Origin of the sequence: Actinokineospora spheciospongiae (assembly GCF_000564855.1) — a bacterium.
Taxonomy (GTDB): Bacteria; Actinomycetota; Actinomycetes; order Mycobacteriales; family Pseudonocardiaceae; genus Actinokineospora; species Actinokineospora spheciospongiae.
This window is the reverse complement of sequence record NZ_AYXG01000065.1, coordinates 1-15,932: the sequence shown is the minus strand read 5'-3', so window position 1 is coordinate 15,932 and position 15,932 is coordinate 1. Positions and strand designations below refer to the sequence as shown.

Below are 15,932 nucleotides of genomic sequence, written 5' to 3'. Positions count from 1 at the left end.
CCCCGGCCAAACACATCCACCCACCCGGGCGTTTGCTTAGCCGGGCCGCCGGTTGGTGGGGTGGTCGGCCTGCGTTAGGAGATCTACCCACCCGGGCCTGTCTGGAGCCGGGCCAGCGGTTTTCGGGGTGGTCGGCTGGCCAACCGCATCCACCCGCCCGAGCATTCGGTCGCCGGGTCGCCGGGTCGCCGGGTCGCCGGGTCGCCGGGTCGCCGGGTCGCCGGGTCGCCGGGTCGCCGGGTCGCCGGGTGGTTGGCTGGGCAAGCGCACCCACCCACCGGGGCACGTCCGTAGCCGGGCCTGCGGTTTCGGGGTGGCTGGCTTTGAGGGCGGGTCCTGGTTCTGGTCTTGGTCCTAGTCCGCTCGGTCGAGGGGGGTTTCCTCGCCGGGGTCGGGTTCGGGCCAGCCGGGGTAGGGCGGTGGGGTGCCGCCGAAGGCGGGGCAGACGGCCTGGTAGGAGCACCAGCCGCAGAGCTTGCTCTGGTTGGGGCGGAAGTCGCCGGTCTTGCCCGCGCGGAGGATGGCCTCCCAGATGGCGTCGAGGGTGCGCTCGAACCGGGACAGCTCCGCCTCGTCCGGGGCGTAGGCGAGGTTCTGGCGGTCGGCCAGGTACATCAGTTGCAGCCTGCTGGGCACCACGCCGCGCAGGCGCCAGAGGGCCAGGGCGTAGAACTTCATCTGGAAGAGGGCCTTGGCCTCGCCGATCTCCCTCGGCGCCGCGCCCGTCTTGTAGTCGACCACCCTGATCTGGCCGGTGGGGGCCACGTCCACGCGGTCGATGAAACCGCGCAGCAGGACGCCGGACTCCAGTTCGGTCTCCACCATCAGCTCGCACGCGTCGGGCTGGAGCCTGCGGGGGTCCTCCAGTTCGAAGTAGCCGTCGATCAGGCCGTCGGCGGTGGCGAGCCAGGCCGCGGTCTCCTCGGTGGACCCCGCGTCGTCGAAGATCGTGGCGAGTTCGGGGCGTTCGGCGAGGAGGTCGGTCCAGGTGGGGGTGAGCAGGTCGTGGGCGGCGGCGGGGAGGCGGTCCTCGGCGGGCAGGGCGTAGAGGCGCTCCAGGACCGCGTGCACCACCGTGCCGCGCACCTGCGCCTTGGTGGGCTGCTCGGGCAGCCGGTCGACCGCGCGGAACCGGTAGAGCAGCGGGCACTGCTTGAAGTCGCTCGCCCGGGACGGTGACAGGGCGGGCCTGCGCCGGGCGCGCCTGGTCGTCGCCGTGCCGCCCGCGCTCGTGCTGTCGGTGCCGTTCGTGCCGCTGGTGCTCTCCGTGCCGACTGCCATGGGGTGAACCCTAGCGACGGCCACCGACAGTTCCGGCCACCGCCACCCTCGGTGGTGGTGGCGTGGTGGGCTGCCGCCGGGAGGTGAACGGCCACCCGTTCGCGGCACGCGGTCCACCCTGAACGGGGGACTTCTCGTGGATCACTGCCGCCCCACACCAGCGGCCCTAGGCTGTGGCAGGTGTCCAGCGCCGCCCACCCGACCGCCCGCGAGCGCGATGGTGGTCTGCTGCTGTTCCGCTACAGCGGCGTGCCGGTGGTGCTCGCGCCCTCGTGGTGGCTGGGTTCGCTGGCCGTCGTCGTCTTCTACGCCCCGCTGGTGCGCACGCTGATGCCCGGGGCGTCCGCGCTCACCTCGATCCTGCTCGCCGCGGCTTTCGCCGTCCTGCTCGGCGTCTCCGTCCTGGCCCACGAGCTTGGGCACTGCGTCGTGGCGCTGCGCCTGGGGCTGCCGGTCCGCAGGCTGCGGCTGTTCCTGCTCGGTGGGCTGTCCGAGATCTCCCGGACGCCGCGCAGGCCCGCGCACGAGGGCGTGGTCGCGGCGGCGGGGCCCGCGGTGTCCATCCTGCTGGCCGCCGCCTGCGGGCTCGGTCTGCTGGTGATGCCCCCGGGGGGACCGGTGTGGCTGCTGGTGCTGGAGTGCGCCTTCGCCAACACCGCCGTCGCCGTGTTCAACCTGCTGCCCGGCCTGCCGCTGGACGGGGGGCGGATGCTGCGCGCGGGCGTGTGGGCGCTGACCGGCCGCCGCGGCCTCGGGACCAGGGCGGCCGTGCTGGGTGGCTGGGTCGTCGCCGCGCTGCTGGTGCTGTGGGCGCTGTGGGGTCTGGCCGAGGGGAGCCAGGACCGGTGGCTGCGGCTGGGCGTGTGCCTGCTGACCGCGTGGTTCGTCGTCGCCGGGGCCGGGGGTGAGCTGGCCTCCGAGCAGCACCGCGAGTGGCCCGCGGGCCTGCGGCTGGTCGACCTGGTGCGGCCGGTCCTGCAACTGCCCGCGGAGAGCCCGGTGGCCGACGCGCTGGCCGCCGCCGCCGGGCGCGGGGTGGTCCTGGTCCGCGCCGACGGCGTGGCCGCCGGGCTGCTCGACGAGACCGCCGCCCGCGCGCTCGCCGAGGTGTCCCCGTTCAGCCCGGCCGAGCAAGCCGCGCAGCCGATCCGCCCCGAGTCGGTCCTGCTCGCCTCCGAACCCGGCGAGGACATCGCCGAGCGCGTGCACACCACCGCGGCCTGGCAGTTCGTCGTGGTCGACGACGACGGCCGCCCCTCCGGGGTGCTGCACCGCGACGACCTGCGCGCCGCCCTCGAGAACCGCCCCTGAGACCGGCTCCGCGACCGGCTGCGGAGGACCGGTACCCGGGTGCCCCGGGCGCGTCTGCCACCATCTCTTGTCGTTCAGGTGTTGGCGAAGGTGAGGCGTGGTGGCGGTGCGGAAGGTCAGTGGCCCGTTCGAGGTGGGGGACCGGGTTCAGCTCACCGATCCCAAGGGCAGGCACTACACCCTGGTCCTGGAGGCGGGGGAGAAGTACCACACGCACCGGGGGGCGCTGGCCCACGACGACGTGATCGGGCAGCCGGAGGGGTCGGTGGTCAGCTCCGCGGCGGGCACCTCCTACCTGGCGCTGCGCCCGCTGCTGAGCGACTACGTGCTGTCCATGCCGCGCGGCGCCCAGGTGATCTACCCGAAGGACGCCGCGCAGATCGTGATGCAGGGCGACATCTTCCCCGGCGCGCGGGTGCTGGAGGCCGGTGCCGGGTCCGGCGCGCTGACCTGCTCGCTGCTGCGCGCGGTCGGCCCGACCGGCACGGTGACCTCCTACGAGATCCGCGAGGACCACCTCGTGCACGCCGAGCGCAACGTGGTCCAGTTCTACGGCGAGCACCCGCCGAACTGGGAGCTGAAGCTGGGCGACCTGGCCACGCACACCGGTGAGGTCGACCGGGTCATCCTCGACATGCTGGCCCCGTGGGACATGCTGCCCACCGTCGCCGAGCACCTCATCCCCGGCGGGGTCCTGGTGACCTACGTGGCCACCACGACCCAGCTTTCGCGGGTGACCGAGGCGCTGCGCGAGCAGACCTGCTGGACCGAGCCGCACGCCTGGGAGACGCTGATCCGCCCGTGGCACTCGGTGGGCCTGGCGGTCCGGCCGGAGCACCGGATGATCGGGCACACCGCGTTCCTCATCACCAGTCGCAAGCTGGCCGACGGTGTCGTGGCCCCCAAGCCGCAGCGCCGCCCCAGCAAGGGCTAGGCCGTGTTTCGAAAGCCCGTGTTCGCGATAGTCGCGCCGGATGCGGCCCCTGGCGGCACGGGAGGAGGACACCGATACAACCCCGGTATCGGCGCCCTCCTCCCGCACCGCCAGGAACCACCCCGATCACGACTCTCATCGAACGAGACTTCCGAAACACGGCCTAGCGGACGCACCAGGTCCCGGAGCGCAGCTCCAGGGTCAGCGGCACCGTCGAGGTCTTGCCCCCGGCGGTGACCGCCACCTGGGCGACCGCGGTGGCGCCGTCGACGGCCGGGTAGGACACCAGGTCCGCGTGCGCGTCCGGCGGGGCGCCGTCGGCGGCGCCGACCCTGGCCGGGTCGCAGCTCACGGCGCGCATGGCGTCGGGGTCCCGGTCGTTGATCGCCGCGAGGGCCCGGTCGGTGAGGGCGCGCAGCGCCGGGTCGTCGGTCGGGGCGAGGGTGCGCGTCGCGCCGGTGGAGTCGACCGGGGGAGCGGGGGCGTCCTCGCCCGAGGTGGAGGCGATGGCCACGGCCACCGCGGCCAGCAGCCCACCGGCGAGCACCGCGGTGGCGACGCCGCGGCGGTGCGGTGCCTGCTCGGTCATCCGGCCCTCCCGGTTCGGCGTAGCCCATACGGTAGGCGGCCGGGGGCGGTGGCGGAAGACGCCGGAGGGGCGGACCGAGTCCGGTCCGCCCCTCCTCGTCTGCCCGGGTCAGCGCGTCAGATCGACACGCACCAGCCCTTCGCGCCCTTCTTGAGCACGATCGGGAAGTCGATCGGCGAACTGGACGCGACCACCACCTTGGTGTCGACCTTGCCGTCGGAGTCGCCGAAGGTGGTGGGCTCGCCCACCACGGTCACCTCGCCGCCGTTGGGGGCCACGCTGGTGTACATGATGCCGGGGGAGCCGTCGCAGGTCAGCGACTTGGCGGTCGCCTCGTCCTTGTCGTTGACCGCCTGGGCGTACTTCGCGCCGGTGGCCTTGATGTCCTCGCCGCCGCCACCGGCCTCGCCGCCGCCCCCGCCGCCGCCCGCGGTGGTGGTGGTCGTCCTCTTGGTGGTGGTGATCTCCTCGTCCGAGGCGGTGGTCCGCGTGGACTTCTTGGTCGTCGTCGTGGGCGCCTCGGAGCTGCTGGCGGCCGGGGGGGCCGCCGTGCCGCCGTTGTCGTCGCTGTCCCTGGTGAGGAAGAAGATGCCGGTGCCGATGCCCGCGAGCACCACGACCACGGCCGCGACGATGGCGATGATCTTGCCGGTGCTCGACTTCTTCGGCGGCTGCCCGCCAGGGCCGCCGTAGGGGTCCTGCCCGTACTGGCCGGGCTGCTGCCCGTACTGGCCCTGCTGGCCGTACGGGTCCTGCTGCTGGCCGTAGGGGTCCTGCGCGCCGTACTGCTGCTGGGTCTGGTCGTAACCGCCGCCCTGCTGCGGGTACTGCTGGGTGGGGTCGTAGCCGCCCGGTTGCTGCTGGCCGTAGGGCTGCGGCTGCTGCTGGCCATAGGGGTTGTTCTGCTGCCCGTACGGGTCCTGGCCGTAGGGCCCGGGCTGCTGCGGTGGGTAGGTCATCGAACCCAGACTCCTCGTTGATCACCGGTCACGGTCACCGGTTGCGCCACGTGTCGCGACAGGTGCCGGGGAGGTCCCCGGGGCGGACGTACCCGGAGGATACGCGGGCCCGCGGGCTTCGCGGATCATCCGGCACCCCGTGCCGGAGACCCGCCTGGACTCGGCGAACGGGCTGGTCACCGTCGCGCCGCCGAGCTGTCAGGTCTTCTCGCCGCAGAACTTCCAGGTGCCGGATTCCTTGACGATCTTGATCTCGATCTTCACTTCCGACGTCGTGCCGGTGTCGGTCGTGAGGTTGAGCTTGAAGCCGCCGGAGGCGATGCTCCCGGTCACCGTGGGCTCGTCGCCCGGCGTGGCCTCGATCTTGTACGGCTTGAGCTCGTCCTCGAGCGAGGTCGTGTCGGTCCCGTACTTCTTCTTGTAGGCCTCGCAGGCCTTGCCGACCACGGCGGAGAAGGACTTGGACTCGTAGGCCTTCATGTACTCCTCGACCACCTCGGCGGGGCCGGAGGTGTCCGCGGGCTTGGTGGTCCTGGGCGCGCTGCTCTTCTTGGTCGAGGTCGGGCCGTCGTCCTCCGACGTCGGCTCCGCGCTGGTGCTGGTGCCCGGTTGCGCGGTGACGGGGTCGTCGTCGCGGGTGAGGAAGAAGATGCCCACGCCCGCGCCGCCGAGCAGCACCACCACGGCGGCGACGATGGCCACGATCATCCCGGTGTTGGACTTCTTCGGCGGCTGCCCGCCGGGTCCGCCGGGGAAGCCGCCGACGCCCTGGTAGGCGGTCTGCTGGGAGTACGGGTCCGGTGCGGCGTACGGGTCCTGCTGGGCGAAGCCGCCGGTGTTCGGCTGGCCGTACCCACCGCCCTGGCCGTAGCCGCCTTGACCCTGGCCCTGGCCGTACCCGCCCTGTCCGCCCGGTTGCTGGCCGTATCCCCAACCGCCGGGTTGGTCCGGCTGCTGGCCGTAGGGTCCCGGCTGCTGCGGAGGATAGGTCATGCTCGCCCCTGACTCGTAGTGCTCGTGCCGCGTGCGGCGACGGTGTGTGGCCGTGTCGGATGGACGGGCCCGCGGGCCGTCGCGTTCCCTCCGGAGGTCACCCGAATGGGTTTCGGGATGCAACCACATCGTATTTGCCGGGAGCTGGGGCGGGCACGGGGCGGCCCCGAACGGGTGACGGAACGGGAATGCCCAGCTCAGCGCACGGCGGAGAACCGGTCGACGCACCAGGTGCCGTCGGCCTTGCGCTCCATCCGGACGCGGCCGTTGCGCGGCTCGCCCTCGTACTCCACCGAGAAGTTCACCGTCGCCCGGTCGCCGTCCTCGGTGACGTCGCCGATGATCCTGGGTTCCTCGAACCGGCCGATCTCGGTGGCGCCCACGGCGTCGTCGGGGTCGCACAGGAGCTTGTTGTAGGCCTCGTGGTCCGCGTCCGCCGTGGCGGCCAGCGCGGCCTCGGCGGTGCCGCGCGGGGTGGTCAGGTCCGTCCCACCGGTCAGGACGAGGACCAAAGTGACTGTGATGCCGATCACAGCGATGCCGCCGATGCCGAGAACCCAGGGCAGTGCGGAGCGCTTCGGGCGGGGTGAAAAAGCGTCACTCGGAAGGCCGTAGGGGTTCGATTGCGTTGCGTAGCCGCCAACAGCCGGGTAACCCGCCTGCTGGGGCTGCTGCCAGCCGTAGGGCTGACCGGTCGTGGGATCGATCTGGGGGAGCGGCCCGCCGGGCTGACCCGGTTGCCCCGGCTGCGCGGGCGCCTGCCCGGGGAACTGTCCGAACTGGCCCGGCTGCTGCGGGAACGGACCGGACGGCTGCCCGTACGGGCCCGGTTGCTGCTGCGGGAACGAACCGGACGGGGGGAACCGGCCCGGCTCTTCGCCGTGCGGTCCCGGCTGCTGCGGAGGGTTGGTCATCGGGTCGTCCCCTGGGTAGTCGTGGCCGGGTCACCTCTCGCGCTGCGTGCCCGGGCGAGCGCGCGCGGTTGGCCTAGTGCACCGACGCACGGTAGCGGTCGGGGGCCGCGCGGCGGCATCCGGTCGGCCGTCCGGCGGGTGTTGCGACGGGGTGACACGCAAGTTCCGACCTCCGGATGCCCTGTCCTTGTCGGTGATCGCCGGTACCGTGGGGGTACGAGTTCGGGAGGAGGTGCCGACATGCAGCACGATCGTCCCGGCAGTCGGCCAGAGAACGCCGATGGTGAGCACGGAGACGCGCCTGACCTGGGGGCCGAGCGCCCCGGTGGGTCGGAAGCAGCGCAGATCCGTTTCCTCGAAGAGGAAGTCGCTCTGCTGCGCCGGAAACTGACGGAATCCCCACGGCATTCGCGGCTCCTCGAGCAGCGACTGGCGGAGGCCTCCGAGCGGGTGAGTCAGCTCACCGAGCGGAACTCCAAGCTGGTCGACACGCTGCGCGAGGCGCGAAGCCAACTGCTGGCCCTGCGGGAAGAAGTGGACCGCCTCGCCCAGCCGCCCAGCGGCTACGGCGTGTTCCTCGAGCAGTTCGAGGACGGCACGGTCGACGTCTTCACCGCCGGGCGCCGGATGCGGGTCTCGGTCTCGCCCGCGGTCGAATCCGGGACACTCCGACGTGGCCAGTCGGTGCGCCTCAACGAAGCCCTCACCGTGGTCGAGGGCGGCGGGTTCGAGCGCACCGGCGAAGTGTCCACACTGCGGGAGCTGCTCACCTCGGACGACGAGGAAGGCCCCACCCGCGCGCTCGTGGTCGGCCACGCCGACGAGGAGCGCGTCGTGTGGCTGGCCGACCCGCTGGCCGACTCGCCGCTGAAGGCGGGCGACTCCCTGCTGGTCGACGCCAAGTCCGGGTACGCCTACGAGCGGGTCCCCAAGGCCGAGGTCGAGGACCTCGTGCTGGAGGAGGTCCCGGACGTGGACTACCACGACATCGGCGGCCTGTTCCGGCAGATCGAGCAGATCCGCGACGCCGTGGAGCTGCCCTTCCTGCACAAGGACCTCTTCGCCGAGTACGAGCTGCGCCCGCCCAAGGGCGTGCTGCTCTACGGCCCCCCCGGGTGCGGCAAGACGCTCATCGCCAAGGCGGTGGCGAACTCGCTGGCCAAGAAGGTCGCGGCGGCCCGGGGCGACAGCGCCCCGAAGGACGCCAAGTCCTACTTCCTCAACATCAAGGGCCCCGAGCTGCTCAACAAGTTTGTGGGCGAGACCGAGCGCCACATCCGGCTCATCTTCCAGCGCGCGCGGGAGAAGGCCTCCGAGGGCACCCCGGTGATCGTGTTCTTCGACGAGATGGACTCGATCTTCCGGACCCGCGGCTCGGGTGTGTCCTCGGACGTGGAGACGACCATCGTCCCCCAGCTCCTCAGCGAGATCGACGGCGTCGAGGGCCTGGAGAACGTCATCGTCATCGGCGCCTCCAACCGCGAGGACATGATCGACCCGGCGATCCTGCGACCCGGCAGGCTCGACGTGAAGATCAAGATCGAGCGGCCGGACGCCGAGGCGGCGAAGGACATCTTCTCCAAGTACCTCACCGCCAACCTGCCGATCCACGCCGACGACCTGGCCGAGTTCGGCGGCTCCCGCTCCACCTGCATCGACGCGATGATCCAGCACACCGTCGAGCGGATGTACGAGGAGACCGACGAGAACCGGTTCCTGGAGGTCACCTACGCCAACGGTGACAAGGAGGTCCTGTACTTCCGGGACTTCAACTCCGGGGCGATGATCCAGAACATCGTCGACCGGGCGAAGAAGTCCGCGATCAAGTCCGTGCTGGAGACCCAGCAGCCCGGCCTGCGCGTGCAGCACCTGCTGGACGCGATCGTCGACGAGTTTGCCGAGAACGAGGACCTGCCCAACACCACCAACCCCGACGACTGGGCGCGCATCTCCGGCAAGAAGGGCGAGCGCATCGTCTACATCCGGACCCTGGTCACCGGCAAGAACACCGAGACCGGGCGGGCGATCGACACCGCCAACAACACCGGTCAGTACCTGTAGCGACAGCGGTTCCCGACAGGCCCCGCGCACCGCGTGCGGGGCCTGTCGGCCTGTCCGGGGCACAATCGGGGGCGTGTCCACGCTCAGCAGGCTCGCCCTCGGTCTGGCCGCCCTCGGCAGGCCCGCCTACATCAACCTCGGCCGCGACGGCGCCCTCCCGGCCTCCCGGGGCGTGGCGGAGTTGCGCGCCGCCACCTGGGACGTGCTCGACGCCGCGTACGCCGCCGGGCTGCGCCGGGTCGACACCGCCCGCTCCTACGGCCGCGCGGAGGAGTTCCTCGCGGGCTGGCTGGCCGCCCGGGACCGCCCGGACGTCACCGTCACCTCGAAGTGGGGCTACGCCTACGTCGGCGACTGGCGGGTGGACGCGCCGGTGCACGAGGTCAAGGAGCACACCCTCGACCGCTTCCGGTCCCAGCTCGCCGAAACCCGTGCCCTGCTGGGGGACCGGGTGGCGCTGTACCAGGTGCACTCGCTGACCGTGGACAGTCCACTGTTCACCGACGACGCGCTGCTGGGCGCGCTGGCCGAGCTGGCGGGCTCCGGGCAGCGCCTCGGGTTCTCCACCTCCGGACCGGCCCAGGCCGACACCGTGCGGCGGGGCTTGGAGCTGGAGCGCGACGGGGTGCGGCTGTTCGACGCCGTGCAGTCCACCTGGAACCCGCTGGAGACCTCCGCGGGTGCCGCCCTGGCCGAGGCCCACGCCGCGGGCGTCGAGGTGACGGTCAAGGAGGCGCTGGCCAACGGCAGGCTGGCCGTCGACCCGCCCGCCGCCGTCGCCGAGGCCGCCGAGCGCTCGGGGACCACCCCCGACGCCGTCGCGCTGGCCGCGGCGCTGGCCAACCCGTGGGCCGACGTCGTCCTGCTCGGGCCCGCGGGCACCGCCCAGTTGCGCTCCAACCTCGCCGCGGCCGACCTCACCGCCCCTGAGCTGCCCGACCTCGCCCAGGAACCGGGGGAGTACTGGTCACTCCGGGCGTCCCTCGCCTGGAACTGAATCCCCCGATCGGGTGGGCGGTGATCGCTGGCGGTAAGTTGCCGGTGCTCCCCGCCGCCGAACCCCCCAGAGGACGACTGTGCGTCGTGTGCACGCGCTGGCCGCGGCCTGCGCCGCGGCCCTGCCCGCCACCCTGCTGGCCGGGTGCTCGAACCGGCCGAACGACCTCGACACCTACTACGCGGACCCGACCACCGAGTCCGCCGCGGCGGCCCCGGTGACCACCCCGCCGCCCGCCCCGACCCCGACCACCCCGCCCGGGCCCACGCCCGCCGAGGCGGTCACGGCGGCGTACCTGACCGCGCGGGACCTGACCGAGGAGAACGTCACCCCCGTCGAGGCCCCCACCGCGTCGGTGGCGATCACGCTGCCCGACTGCGCCATCAACCTCGGTGCCCGGGCCGACGCGGGCGGGAAGGCGAGTTGGCGCTACAGCAAGGGCTCCACGCTGCGCCAGGTCGTCGTGCACACCCCGACCGAGGCCGAGGCCACCGAGGTGCTCGACGCCGCCAGGGCCGCCCTGGACTGCACCTCGTTCACCGTGCGGGGCGCCAGGTACCTCATCGACGAGGGGCCCAAGCTCGCCACCGTGCCCGGCGCGGACAGCCAGCTTACCTGGTGCGCCAGCGGCACCGCCCGGGTGAGCTGCACGGTCGTCCTGAGCCAGGGGCGACTGCTCACCGCCGTCACCGTGGAGGCGGGGACGGCCAAGGCCGCGCGCGACGCGATCACCCGCCTCGCCCCGGTCGCGGCCGAGGCCCTCTCCCGCGACCCGGCGTAGCCACCGACCAGAAGACCGATCAGGACTCCTCTGCGCTCCCGGGGATCTTCTCGGGAGGTGGCAGGGGCGTCGAATGCCGGGAGTATTCGGAATTCGGGTGAACATCGGCCGGGCCGCGCGAACTGCATCGCGGCTCACGGCGGTGGTGTCGGTCCGGACCCGTAGGCTGGGCCCATGCGGCGGATCATGGGAACCGAGGTCGAGTACGGCATCTCCGTGCCGGGCGACCCCACGGCGAACCCGGTGTTGACATCGACCCAGGTCGTGCTGGCCTACGCCGCGGCGGCGGACATCCCCCGGGCCCGGCGCGCGCGCTGGGACTACGAGGTGGAGTCGCCGCTGCGGGACGCCCGCGGCTTCGACCTCGGGGTCCCCGGCATGGCGCCCACCGACCCCGACGTGGAGGACCTGGGCGCGGCGAACGTCATCCTCACCAACGGCGCCCGGCTCTACGTCGACCACGCGCACCCGGAGTACTCCGCGCCCGAGGTCACCAACGCCCGCGACGCGGTGATCTGGGACAAGGCGGGGGAGCGGGTGATGGAGGAGGCCGCGATCCGCGCGGCCAGCGTCCCCGGCCAGCCCCGGCTGCAGCTCTACAAGAACAACATCGACAACAAGGGCGCCAGCTACGGCACCCACGAGAACTACCTGATGTCCCGCAGCACCCCGTTCACCTCGGTGATCGCCGGGCTCACCCCGTTCTTCGCCTCCCGCCAGGTCGTCTGCGGCTCCGGCCGGGTCGGCCTGGGCGCCTCCGGCGACGAGGCGGGCTTCCAGCTCTCCCAGCGCGCCGACTACATCGAGGTCGAGGTCGGCCTGGAGACCACGCTCAAGCGCGGCATCATCAACACCCGCGACGAGCCGCACGCCGACGCGGACAAGTACCGGCGGCTGCACGTGATCATCGGCGACGCCAACCTGGCCGAGACGTCCACCTACCTCAAGGTGGGCACCGCCGCGCTGGTGCTGGACATGATCGAGACCGGTGTCCGCTTCGACCACCTCAAGCTGGCCGACCCGGTCCGCGCGGTGCACGTGATCAGCCACGACCCCACGCTCAAGGCCACCGTCGACCTGGCCAACGGCCGCAAGTTCACCGGCCTGGACATCCAGCACGCCTACCACGAGATGGTCGCCGAGCACCTCGACCGCGCCGACGTGGACCGCGTCGCCCTCGACGTGCTCGACACCTGGGGCAAGATCCTCGACGAGCTGCGCCGCGACCCGATGGAGACCGCCGACCGGCTCGACTGGACCGCGAAGCTGCGGCTGCTGGAGGGCTTCCGCGCCCGCGACGGCCTCAACTGGAACTCCCCGCGCCTGCAACTGGTCGACCTGCAGTACTCCGACGTGCGGCTGGACAAGGGCCTCTACAACCGGCTGGTCGCCCGCGGCTCGATGAAGCGCCTGGTCAGCGAGGAGGAGGTGCGCGCGGCCGTGACCGCCCCGCCGCTGGACACCCGCGCCTACTTCCGCGGCCGCTGCCTGGAGCGCTACCCGACCGCGATCGCCGCCGCGTCCTGGGACTCGGTGATCTTCGACCTCGGCCGCGAGTCGCTGGTGCGCATCCCCACCCTGGAGCCGCTGCGCGGCACGAAGCAGCACGTCGGGGCCCTGCTCGACGCCGCGAACACCGCCGAGGAGCTCGTCGACGCGCTGACCGGCGCGGCCAAGCGCTGACCGCCGGGGGATTTCGCCGGGAGCCGAAATCGGACCCGGCGCGGACCGCGACGAATGTCGGTGGGTATCGGTAGGGTTCGGAGTAGGCCAGCCACGACCGGGAGGCGACATGTCCCAGGAGCAGACGCAGCGGCAGGGCGGCGGGGACGGCGACGAGGGTGTCGACGACACCACCGCCGCCGGCCAGGAGCGCCGGGAGAAGCTCGGTGACGACACCGACGCCATCCTCGACGAGATCGACGACGTCCTGGAGGAGAACGCCGAGGACTTCGTCCGGGCGTACGTGCAAAAGGGCGGCGAGTAGGTCGTCCGGGTAGTCCGGGCTCCCTCCACCTCCGCGCGACAGGAACGAAAGAAGGCATGGAACACACCTCGTCCCGAAGCGGGCTCGGCTCCTCGCTCTCGCCCGCCCACCTGTCGGCCGGAACGTCGTCGTTCACCGACTTCCTGCGCGCCCAGGCCCCCGAGCTGCTGCCCGGGGGCACCGGCCGCGGGCGCACCGCCGACATCCGCGGCGGCGAACCCCGCCAGGACGTCCCGCACGGCACCACGATCGTGGCCGTCACCTTCGCCGGTGGCGTCCTCGTCGCGGGCGACCGGCGGGCCACCCAGGGCAACGTCATCGCGCAGCGGGACATCGAGAAGGTCTTCATCACCGACGACCACTCCTCGGTCGGCATCGCGGGCACCGCGGGCCTGGCCGTGGAGATGGTCCGGCTCTACGCGGTGGAGTTGCAGCACTACGAGAAGATCGAAGGCGTCTCGCTGTCGCTGGACGGCAAGGCGAACAAGCTGGCCAGCATGGTGCGCGGCAACCTCGACGCGGCCCTGGCGGGCCTGGCGGTGCTGCCGCTGTTCGTCGGCTACGACGTGGAGGCCGACGACCCGGCCCGGGGCGGGCGGATCGTCTCCTTCGACGTCACCGGTGGCCGCTACGAGGAGCGCGCGGGCTTCTACGCGATCGGCTCCGGCTCCACGTACGCCAAGTCGGCGCTCAAGAAGCTCTACAACCCCGACAGCGACCGCGACGCGGCCGTCCGCACGGCCGTGGAGGCCCTGTGGGACGCCGCGGACGACGACTCGGCCACCGGCGGGCCCGACCTCGCCCGGCGGATCTACCCGAGCATCGTGACGATCACCGCCGAGGACGGCGCGGTGCGCCTGACCGACGAGGAGATCGGCGCGGTCGCCGAGGCCGTGGTCCGCGACCGCTTCGAGCGGCCGCGCGGCTGAGCCCGATGACCAGCACCAGCACCACCAGCCGCACGAAGGAGCCTGCCCCGTGACGATGCCGTTGTACGCCTCGCCCGAGCAGTTGATGCGCGACCGCTCGGAGTACGCCCGCAAGGGCATCGCCCGGGGTCGCAGCGTCATCGCGCTCAAGTACGTCGACGGGGTGGTCTTCGTGGCCGAGAACCCGTCGTCGACCCTGCACAAGGTCTCCGAGATCTACGACCGCATCGGGTTCGCGGGCGCGGGCCGCTACAGCGAGTACGAGAGCCTGCGCCGCGGCGGCATCCGGCACGTCGACCTGTGGGGCTACTCCTACGACCGGCGCGACGTCTCCGCCCGGCAGCTCGCCAACGTGTACGCGCAGACCCTCGGCACCGTCTTCACCGAGCAGGTGAAGCCGATGGAGGTCGAGCTGTGCGTGGCCGAGGTCGGCGTCACCGCGGACAAGGACCAGCTCTACCGGCTCACCTACGACGGCTCCATCGTCGACGAGCCGCAGTTCCTGGTCATGGGCGGGGTGACCGACCCGATCGTCACCTCCCTCAAGGAGGGCTACGCCGAGGGCCAGGACCTCGCCGCGGCCATCCGGACCGCCCTCACCGCGCTGGCCGCGGGCGCGGGCAACGGCGGTGAGTCGCAGCCGGGCAAGCTGGAGGTGGCGATCCTCGACCGCACCCGCCCGCGCCGCGCCTTCCGCCGGATCGAGGGGGCGGCGCTGACCGCGCTGCTGCCCGTCGAACCGGCCGCCGAGGACGAGTCCCCGGCCAAGCCGATCGAGGACGTCGAACTGCCGCCGGAGAACCCGGCCGAGTGACCGCACCGCAGCCGTTCACCGAGGTCGTCCTGATCACCGGGGCGACCTCGGGGCTCGGTGCGGCTCGGACCCGGTACGGCGCGACCGGCTCCCACGAAGGCGCACCCGCCCGCCTCCTGGCCGAGTCTGCCGTGACCACGTCCACTCTCGACCTGGCCGAGCGGCTGCGCCTCGTCGCGGCCACCGCCGGACGGCTCCAGGTCGGGAGCCCTCACCCGTAGACGGGTCCGCCGCGGTTTTCACACGCCGGGTGCGGCAAATTGTGCCGTTCTTCCCACGGACGGGTCCTGGGTTGTCACGCACACCCGGTCAAGGCATATAACTTCCGAATGAGTGAGCTGGAACTGCGCCACCTGCGGGTGATCCGCGCGGTGGCCGACGCGGGCAGCCTGTCGAAGGCGGCGGTGCGCCTCGGCGTGTCCCAGCCCGCGCTGACCGCCCAGCTCCAGCGCCTGGAGCGCAGGCTGGGCGGCCTCCTGTTCGCCCGCACCGCCACCGGCGTGGTCCCCACCGACCTCGGCGCCTACGTGCTGACCGGCGCCCGCGTCCTGCTCGCCGAGGTGGACGAGCTGATGGCGGGCATCCGCAGCCGCACCCTGGCCCCCGCGGCGGCGGGCCGGGTCCGGGTCGGCGGCCCGCCCGGCCTCATCGTGCCGCTGTTCGCCACCGCCCTCGCCGACCGCCTCGACGGCGTGGAAGCCGCCATCGACATCGAGAACCAGCCCGCCGAGCTGATCCGCCGCGTGGTCGACCGGACGGTGGACCTGGCGGTGCTGGAGGACAACCCCGGCTTCCGCACCCCGCTGCCCCCGGTGCTGCGCAGCCGCGTGATGTTCTGCGCCCCGCTGTTCGTCGCCCTCGCCGAGACCCACCCGCTGGCCGGTGCCCCCGAGATCGACCTCGCCGACCTGGCCCAGGACGCGTGGGTGCTGCCCTCGGCGGCCGAGGGCCCGGAGCAGGCCGCGTTCGTCCGCGCCTGCACCGCCCACGGCTTCACCCCGCGCATCCGCCACGAGCTGTCCGACTCGACCACCACCCGGGCACTGGTGCAGGCGGGCGCGGTGACCCTGGCCAAACCGGTCGCCAGGGAGGGCACCGGGCTGGTCATCCGCGGTTTGCGCAACACCCCGATGCGCCAGGAGATCGTCCTGGTCTGGCACGCCGACAACACCTTCGGCGAGGCCGCCCCGGCCGCGCTGCTGGCTGCCTATGCGCAGCTCACGGACACGAACCCGCTGTTCGCCGCCTGGTGGGACGAACACTCCCGAGGCGCTGCTCAGCCCTGAAGCCCGGACTTCGCTCGGTGGTGCCTGAGTGGGTCCGCTTGGCGTGGGTTCAAAGCCCGGTCGTTTGTTGGGCGTGCCCGGGTGGGTGGATCTGCT

At 72.4% G+C, this 15,932-nt stretch carries 16 protein-coding genes; 11 read left to right on the top strand and 5 right to left on the bottom strand.

The window, feature by feature from the left end; genetic code table 11:
* Positions 1 to 354: 354 nt before the first annotated feature.
* On the bottom strand, positions 355 to 1,281 hold the full coding sequence (locus UO65_RS08605) for a RecB family exonuclease (protein ID WP_035280403.1): 927 nt from the start codon (positions 1,279 to 1,281) through the stop codon (positions 355 to 357).
* Between the two features lie 180 nt (positions 1,282 to 1,461).
* Here UO65_RS08605 and UO65_RS08600 point away from each other — a divergent pair, with 180 nt between their 5' ends.
* Together UO65_RS08600 and UO65_RS08595 are read left to right on the top strand one after the other, a co-directional pair.
* Positions 1,462 to 2,592: a site-2 protease family protein gene (locus UO65_RS08600; RefSeq protein WP_052020915.1), complete on the top strand. Its 1,131-nt coding sequence runs from the start codon at positions 1,462 to 1,464 to the stop codon at positions 2,590 to 2,592.
* Positions 2,593 to 2,698: 106 nt separating this feature from the next.
* Positions 2,699 to 3,526, top strand: a complete 828-nt coding sequence (locus tag UO65_RS08595; protein WP_035280412.1) for a tRNA (adenine-N1)-methyltransferase — start codon at positions 2,699 to 2,701, stop codon at positions 3,524 to 3,526.
* Positions 3,527 to 3,689: 163 nt separating this feature from the next.
* On the opposite strand, the gene UO65_RS08590 is transcribed toward UO65_RS08595, so the two are convergent.
* From UO65_RS08590 to UO65_RS36655, 4 genes are all read right to left on the bottom strand, one after another.
* Complete coding sequence (locus UO65_RS08590) at positions 3,690 to 4,115, bottom strand: hypothetical protein (RefSeq protein WP_035280401.1); 426 nt, start codon at positions 4,113 to 4,115, stop codon at positions 3,690 to 3,692.
* Positions 4,116 to 4,231: 116 nt separating this feature from the next.
* Positions 4,232 to 5,074, bottom strand: coding sequence for a hypothetical protein (locus UO65_RS08585; protein WP_052020914.1), 843 nt, complete (start codon positions 5,072 to 5,074; stop codon positions 4,232 to 4,234).
* A gap of 198 nt (positions 5,075 to 5,272) precedes the next feature.
* Positions 5,273 to 6,067: a nuclear transport factor 2 family protein gene (locus UO65_RS37265; protein ID WP_052020913.1), complete on the bottom strand. Its 795-nt coding sequence runs from the start codon at positions 6,065 to 6,067 to the stop codon at positions 5,273 to 5,275.
* A 197-nt stretch (positions 6,068 to 6,264) separates the two neighbouring features.
* Complete coding sequence (locus UO65_RS36655; protein ID WP_035280399.1) at positions 6,265 to 6,600, bottom strand: hypothetical protein; 336 nt, start codon at positions 6,598 to 6,600, stop codon at positions 6,265 to 6,267.
* 621 nt (positions 6,601 to 7,221) lie between these two features.
* Between UO65_RS36655 and arc the strand changes: the two genes are divergently transcribed.
* From arc to UO65_RS08530, 9 genes are all read left to right on the top strand, one after another.
* Complete coding sequence (gene arc / locus UO65_RS08570) at positions 7,222 to 9,042, top strand: proteasome ATPase (protein ID WP_035280397.1); 1,821 nt, start codon at positions 7,222 to 7,224, stop codon at positions 9,040 to 9,042.
* A gap of 73 nt (positions 9,043 to 9,115) precedes the next feature.
* Positions 9,116 to 10,039, top strand: coding sequence for an aldo/keto reductase (locus tag UO65_RS08565; protein WP_035280394.1), 924 nt, complete (start codon positions 9,116 to 9,118; stop codon positions 10,037 to 10,039).
* A gap of 79 nt (positions 10,040 to 10,118) precedes the next feature.
* Complete coding sequence (locus UO65_RS36650) at positions 10,119 to 10,820, top strand: hypothetical protein (protein ID WP_161784442.1); 702 nt, start codon at positions 10,119 to 10,121, stop codon at positions 10,818 to 10,820.
* Positions 10,821 to 10,994: 174 nt separating this feature from the next.
* Positions 10,995 to 12,503: a depupylase/deamidase Dop gene (gene dop / locus UO65_RS08555; RefSeq protein ID WP_035280390.1), complete on the top strand. Its 1,509-nt coding sequence runs from the start codon at positions 10,995 to 10,997 to the stop codon at positions 12,501 to 12,503.
* A gap of 109 nt (positions 12,504 to 12,612) precedes the next feature.
* On the top strand, positions 12,613 to 12,807 hold the full coding sequence (locus UO65_RS08550; protein WP_035280388.1) for a ubiquitin-like protein Pup: 195 nt from the start codon (positions 12,613 to 12,615) through the stop codon (positions 12,805 to 12,807).
* A 56-nt stretch (positions 12,808 to 12,863) separates the two neighbouring features.
* The gene (gene prcB / locus UO65_RS08545; RefSeq protein WP_035280386.1) at positions 12,864 to 13,736 is read left to right on the top strand and encodes a proteasome subunit beta; all 873 of its coding nucleotides are present in this window, start codon (positions 12,864 to 12,866) and stop codon (positions 13,734 to 13,736) included.
* A gap of 49 nt (positions 13,737 to 13,785) precedes the next feature.
* Entirely contained in the window at positions 13,786 to 14,550 is a 765-nt protein-coding gene (gene prcA / locus UO65_RS08540) for a proteasome subunit alpha (protein WP_035280384.1), read from the top strand.
* Positions 14,547 to 14,771, top strand: a complete 225-nt coding sequence (locus UO65_RS08535; RefSeq protein ID WP_035280381.1) for a hypothetical protein — start codon at positions 14,547 to 14,549, stop codon at positions 14,769 to 14,771. The genes prcA and UO65_RS08535 overlap by 4 nt, the downstream gene beginning before the upstream one ends.
* A 108-nt stretch (positions 14,772 to 14,879) precedes the next feature.
* Positions 14,880 to 15,836, top strand: coding sequence for a LysR family transcriptional regulator (locus UO65_RS08530; protein ID WP_052020912.1), 957 nt, complete (start codon positions 14,880 to 14,882; stop codon positions 15,834 to 15,836).
* The last annotated feature ends 96 nt before the right edge of the window (positions 15,837 to 15,932 follow it).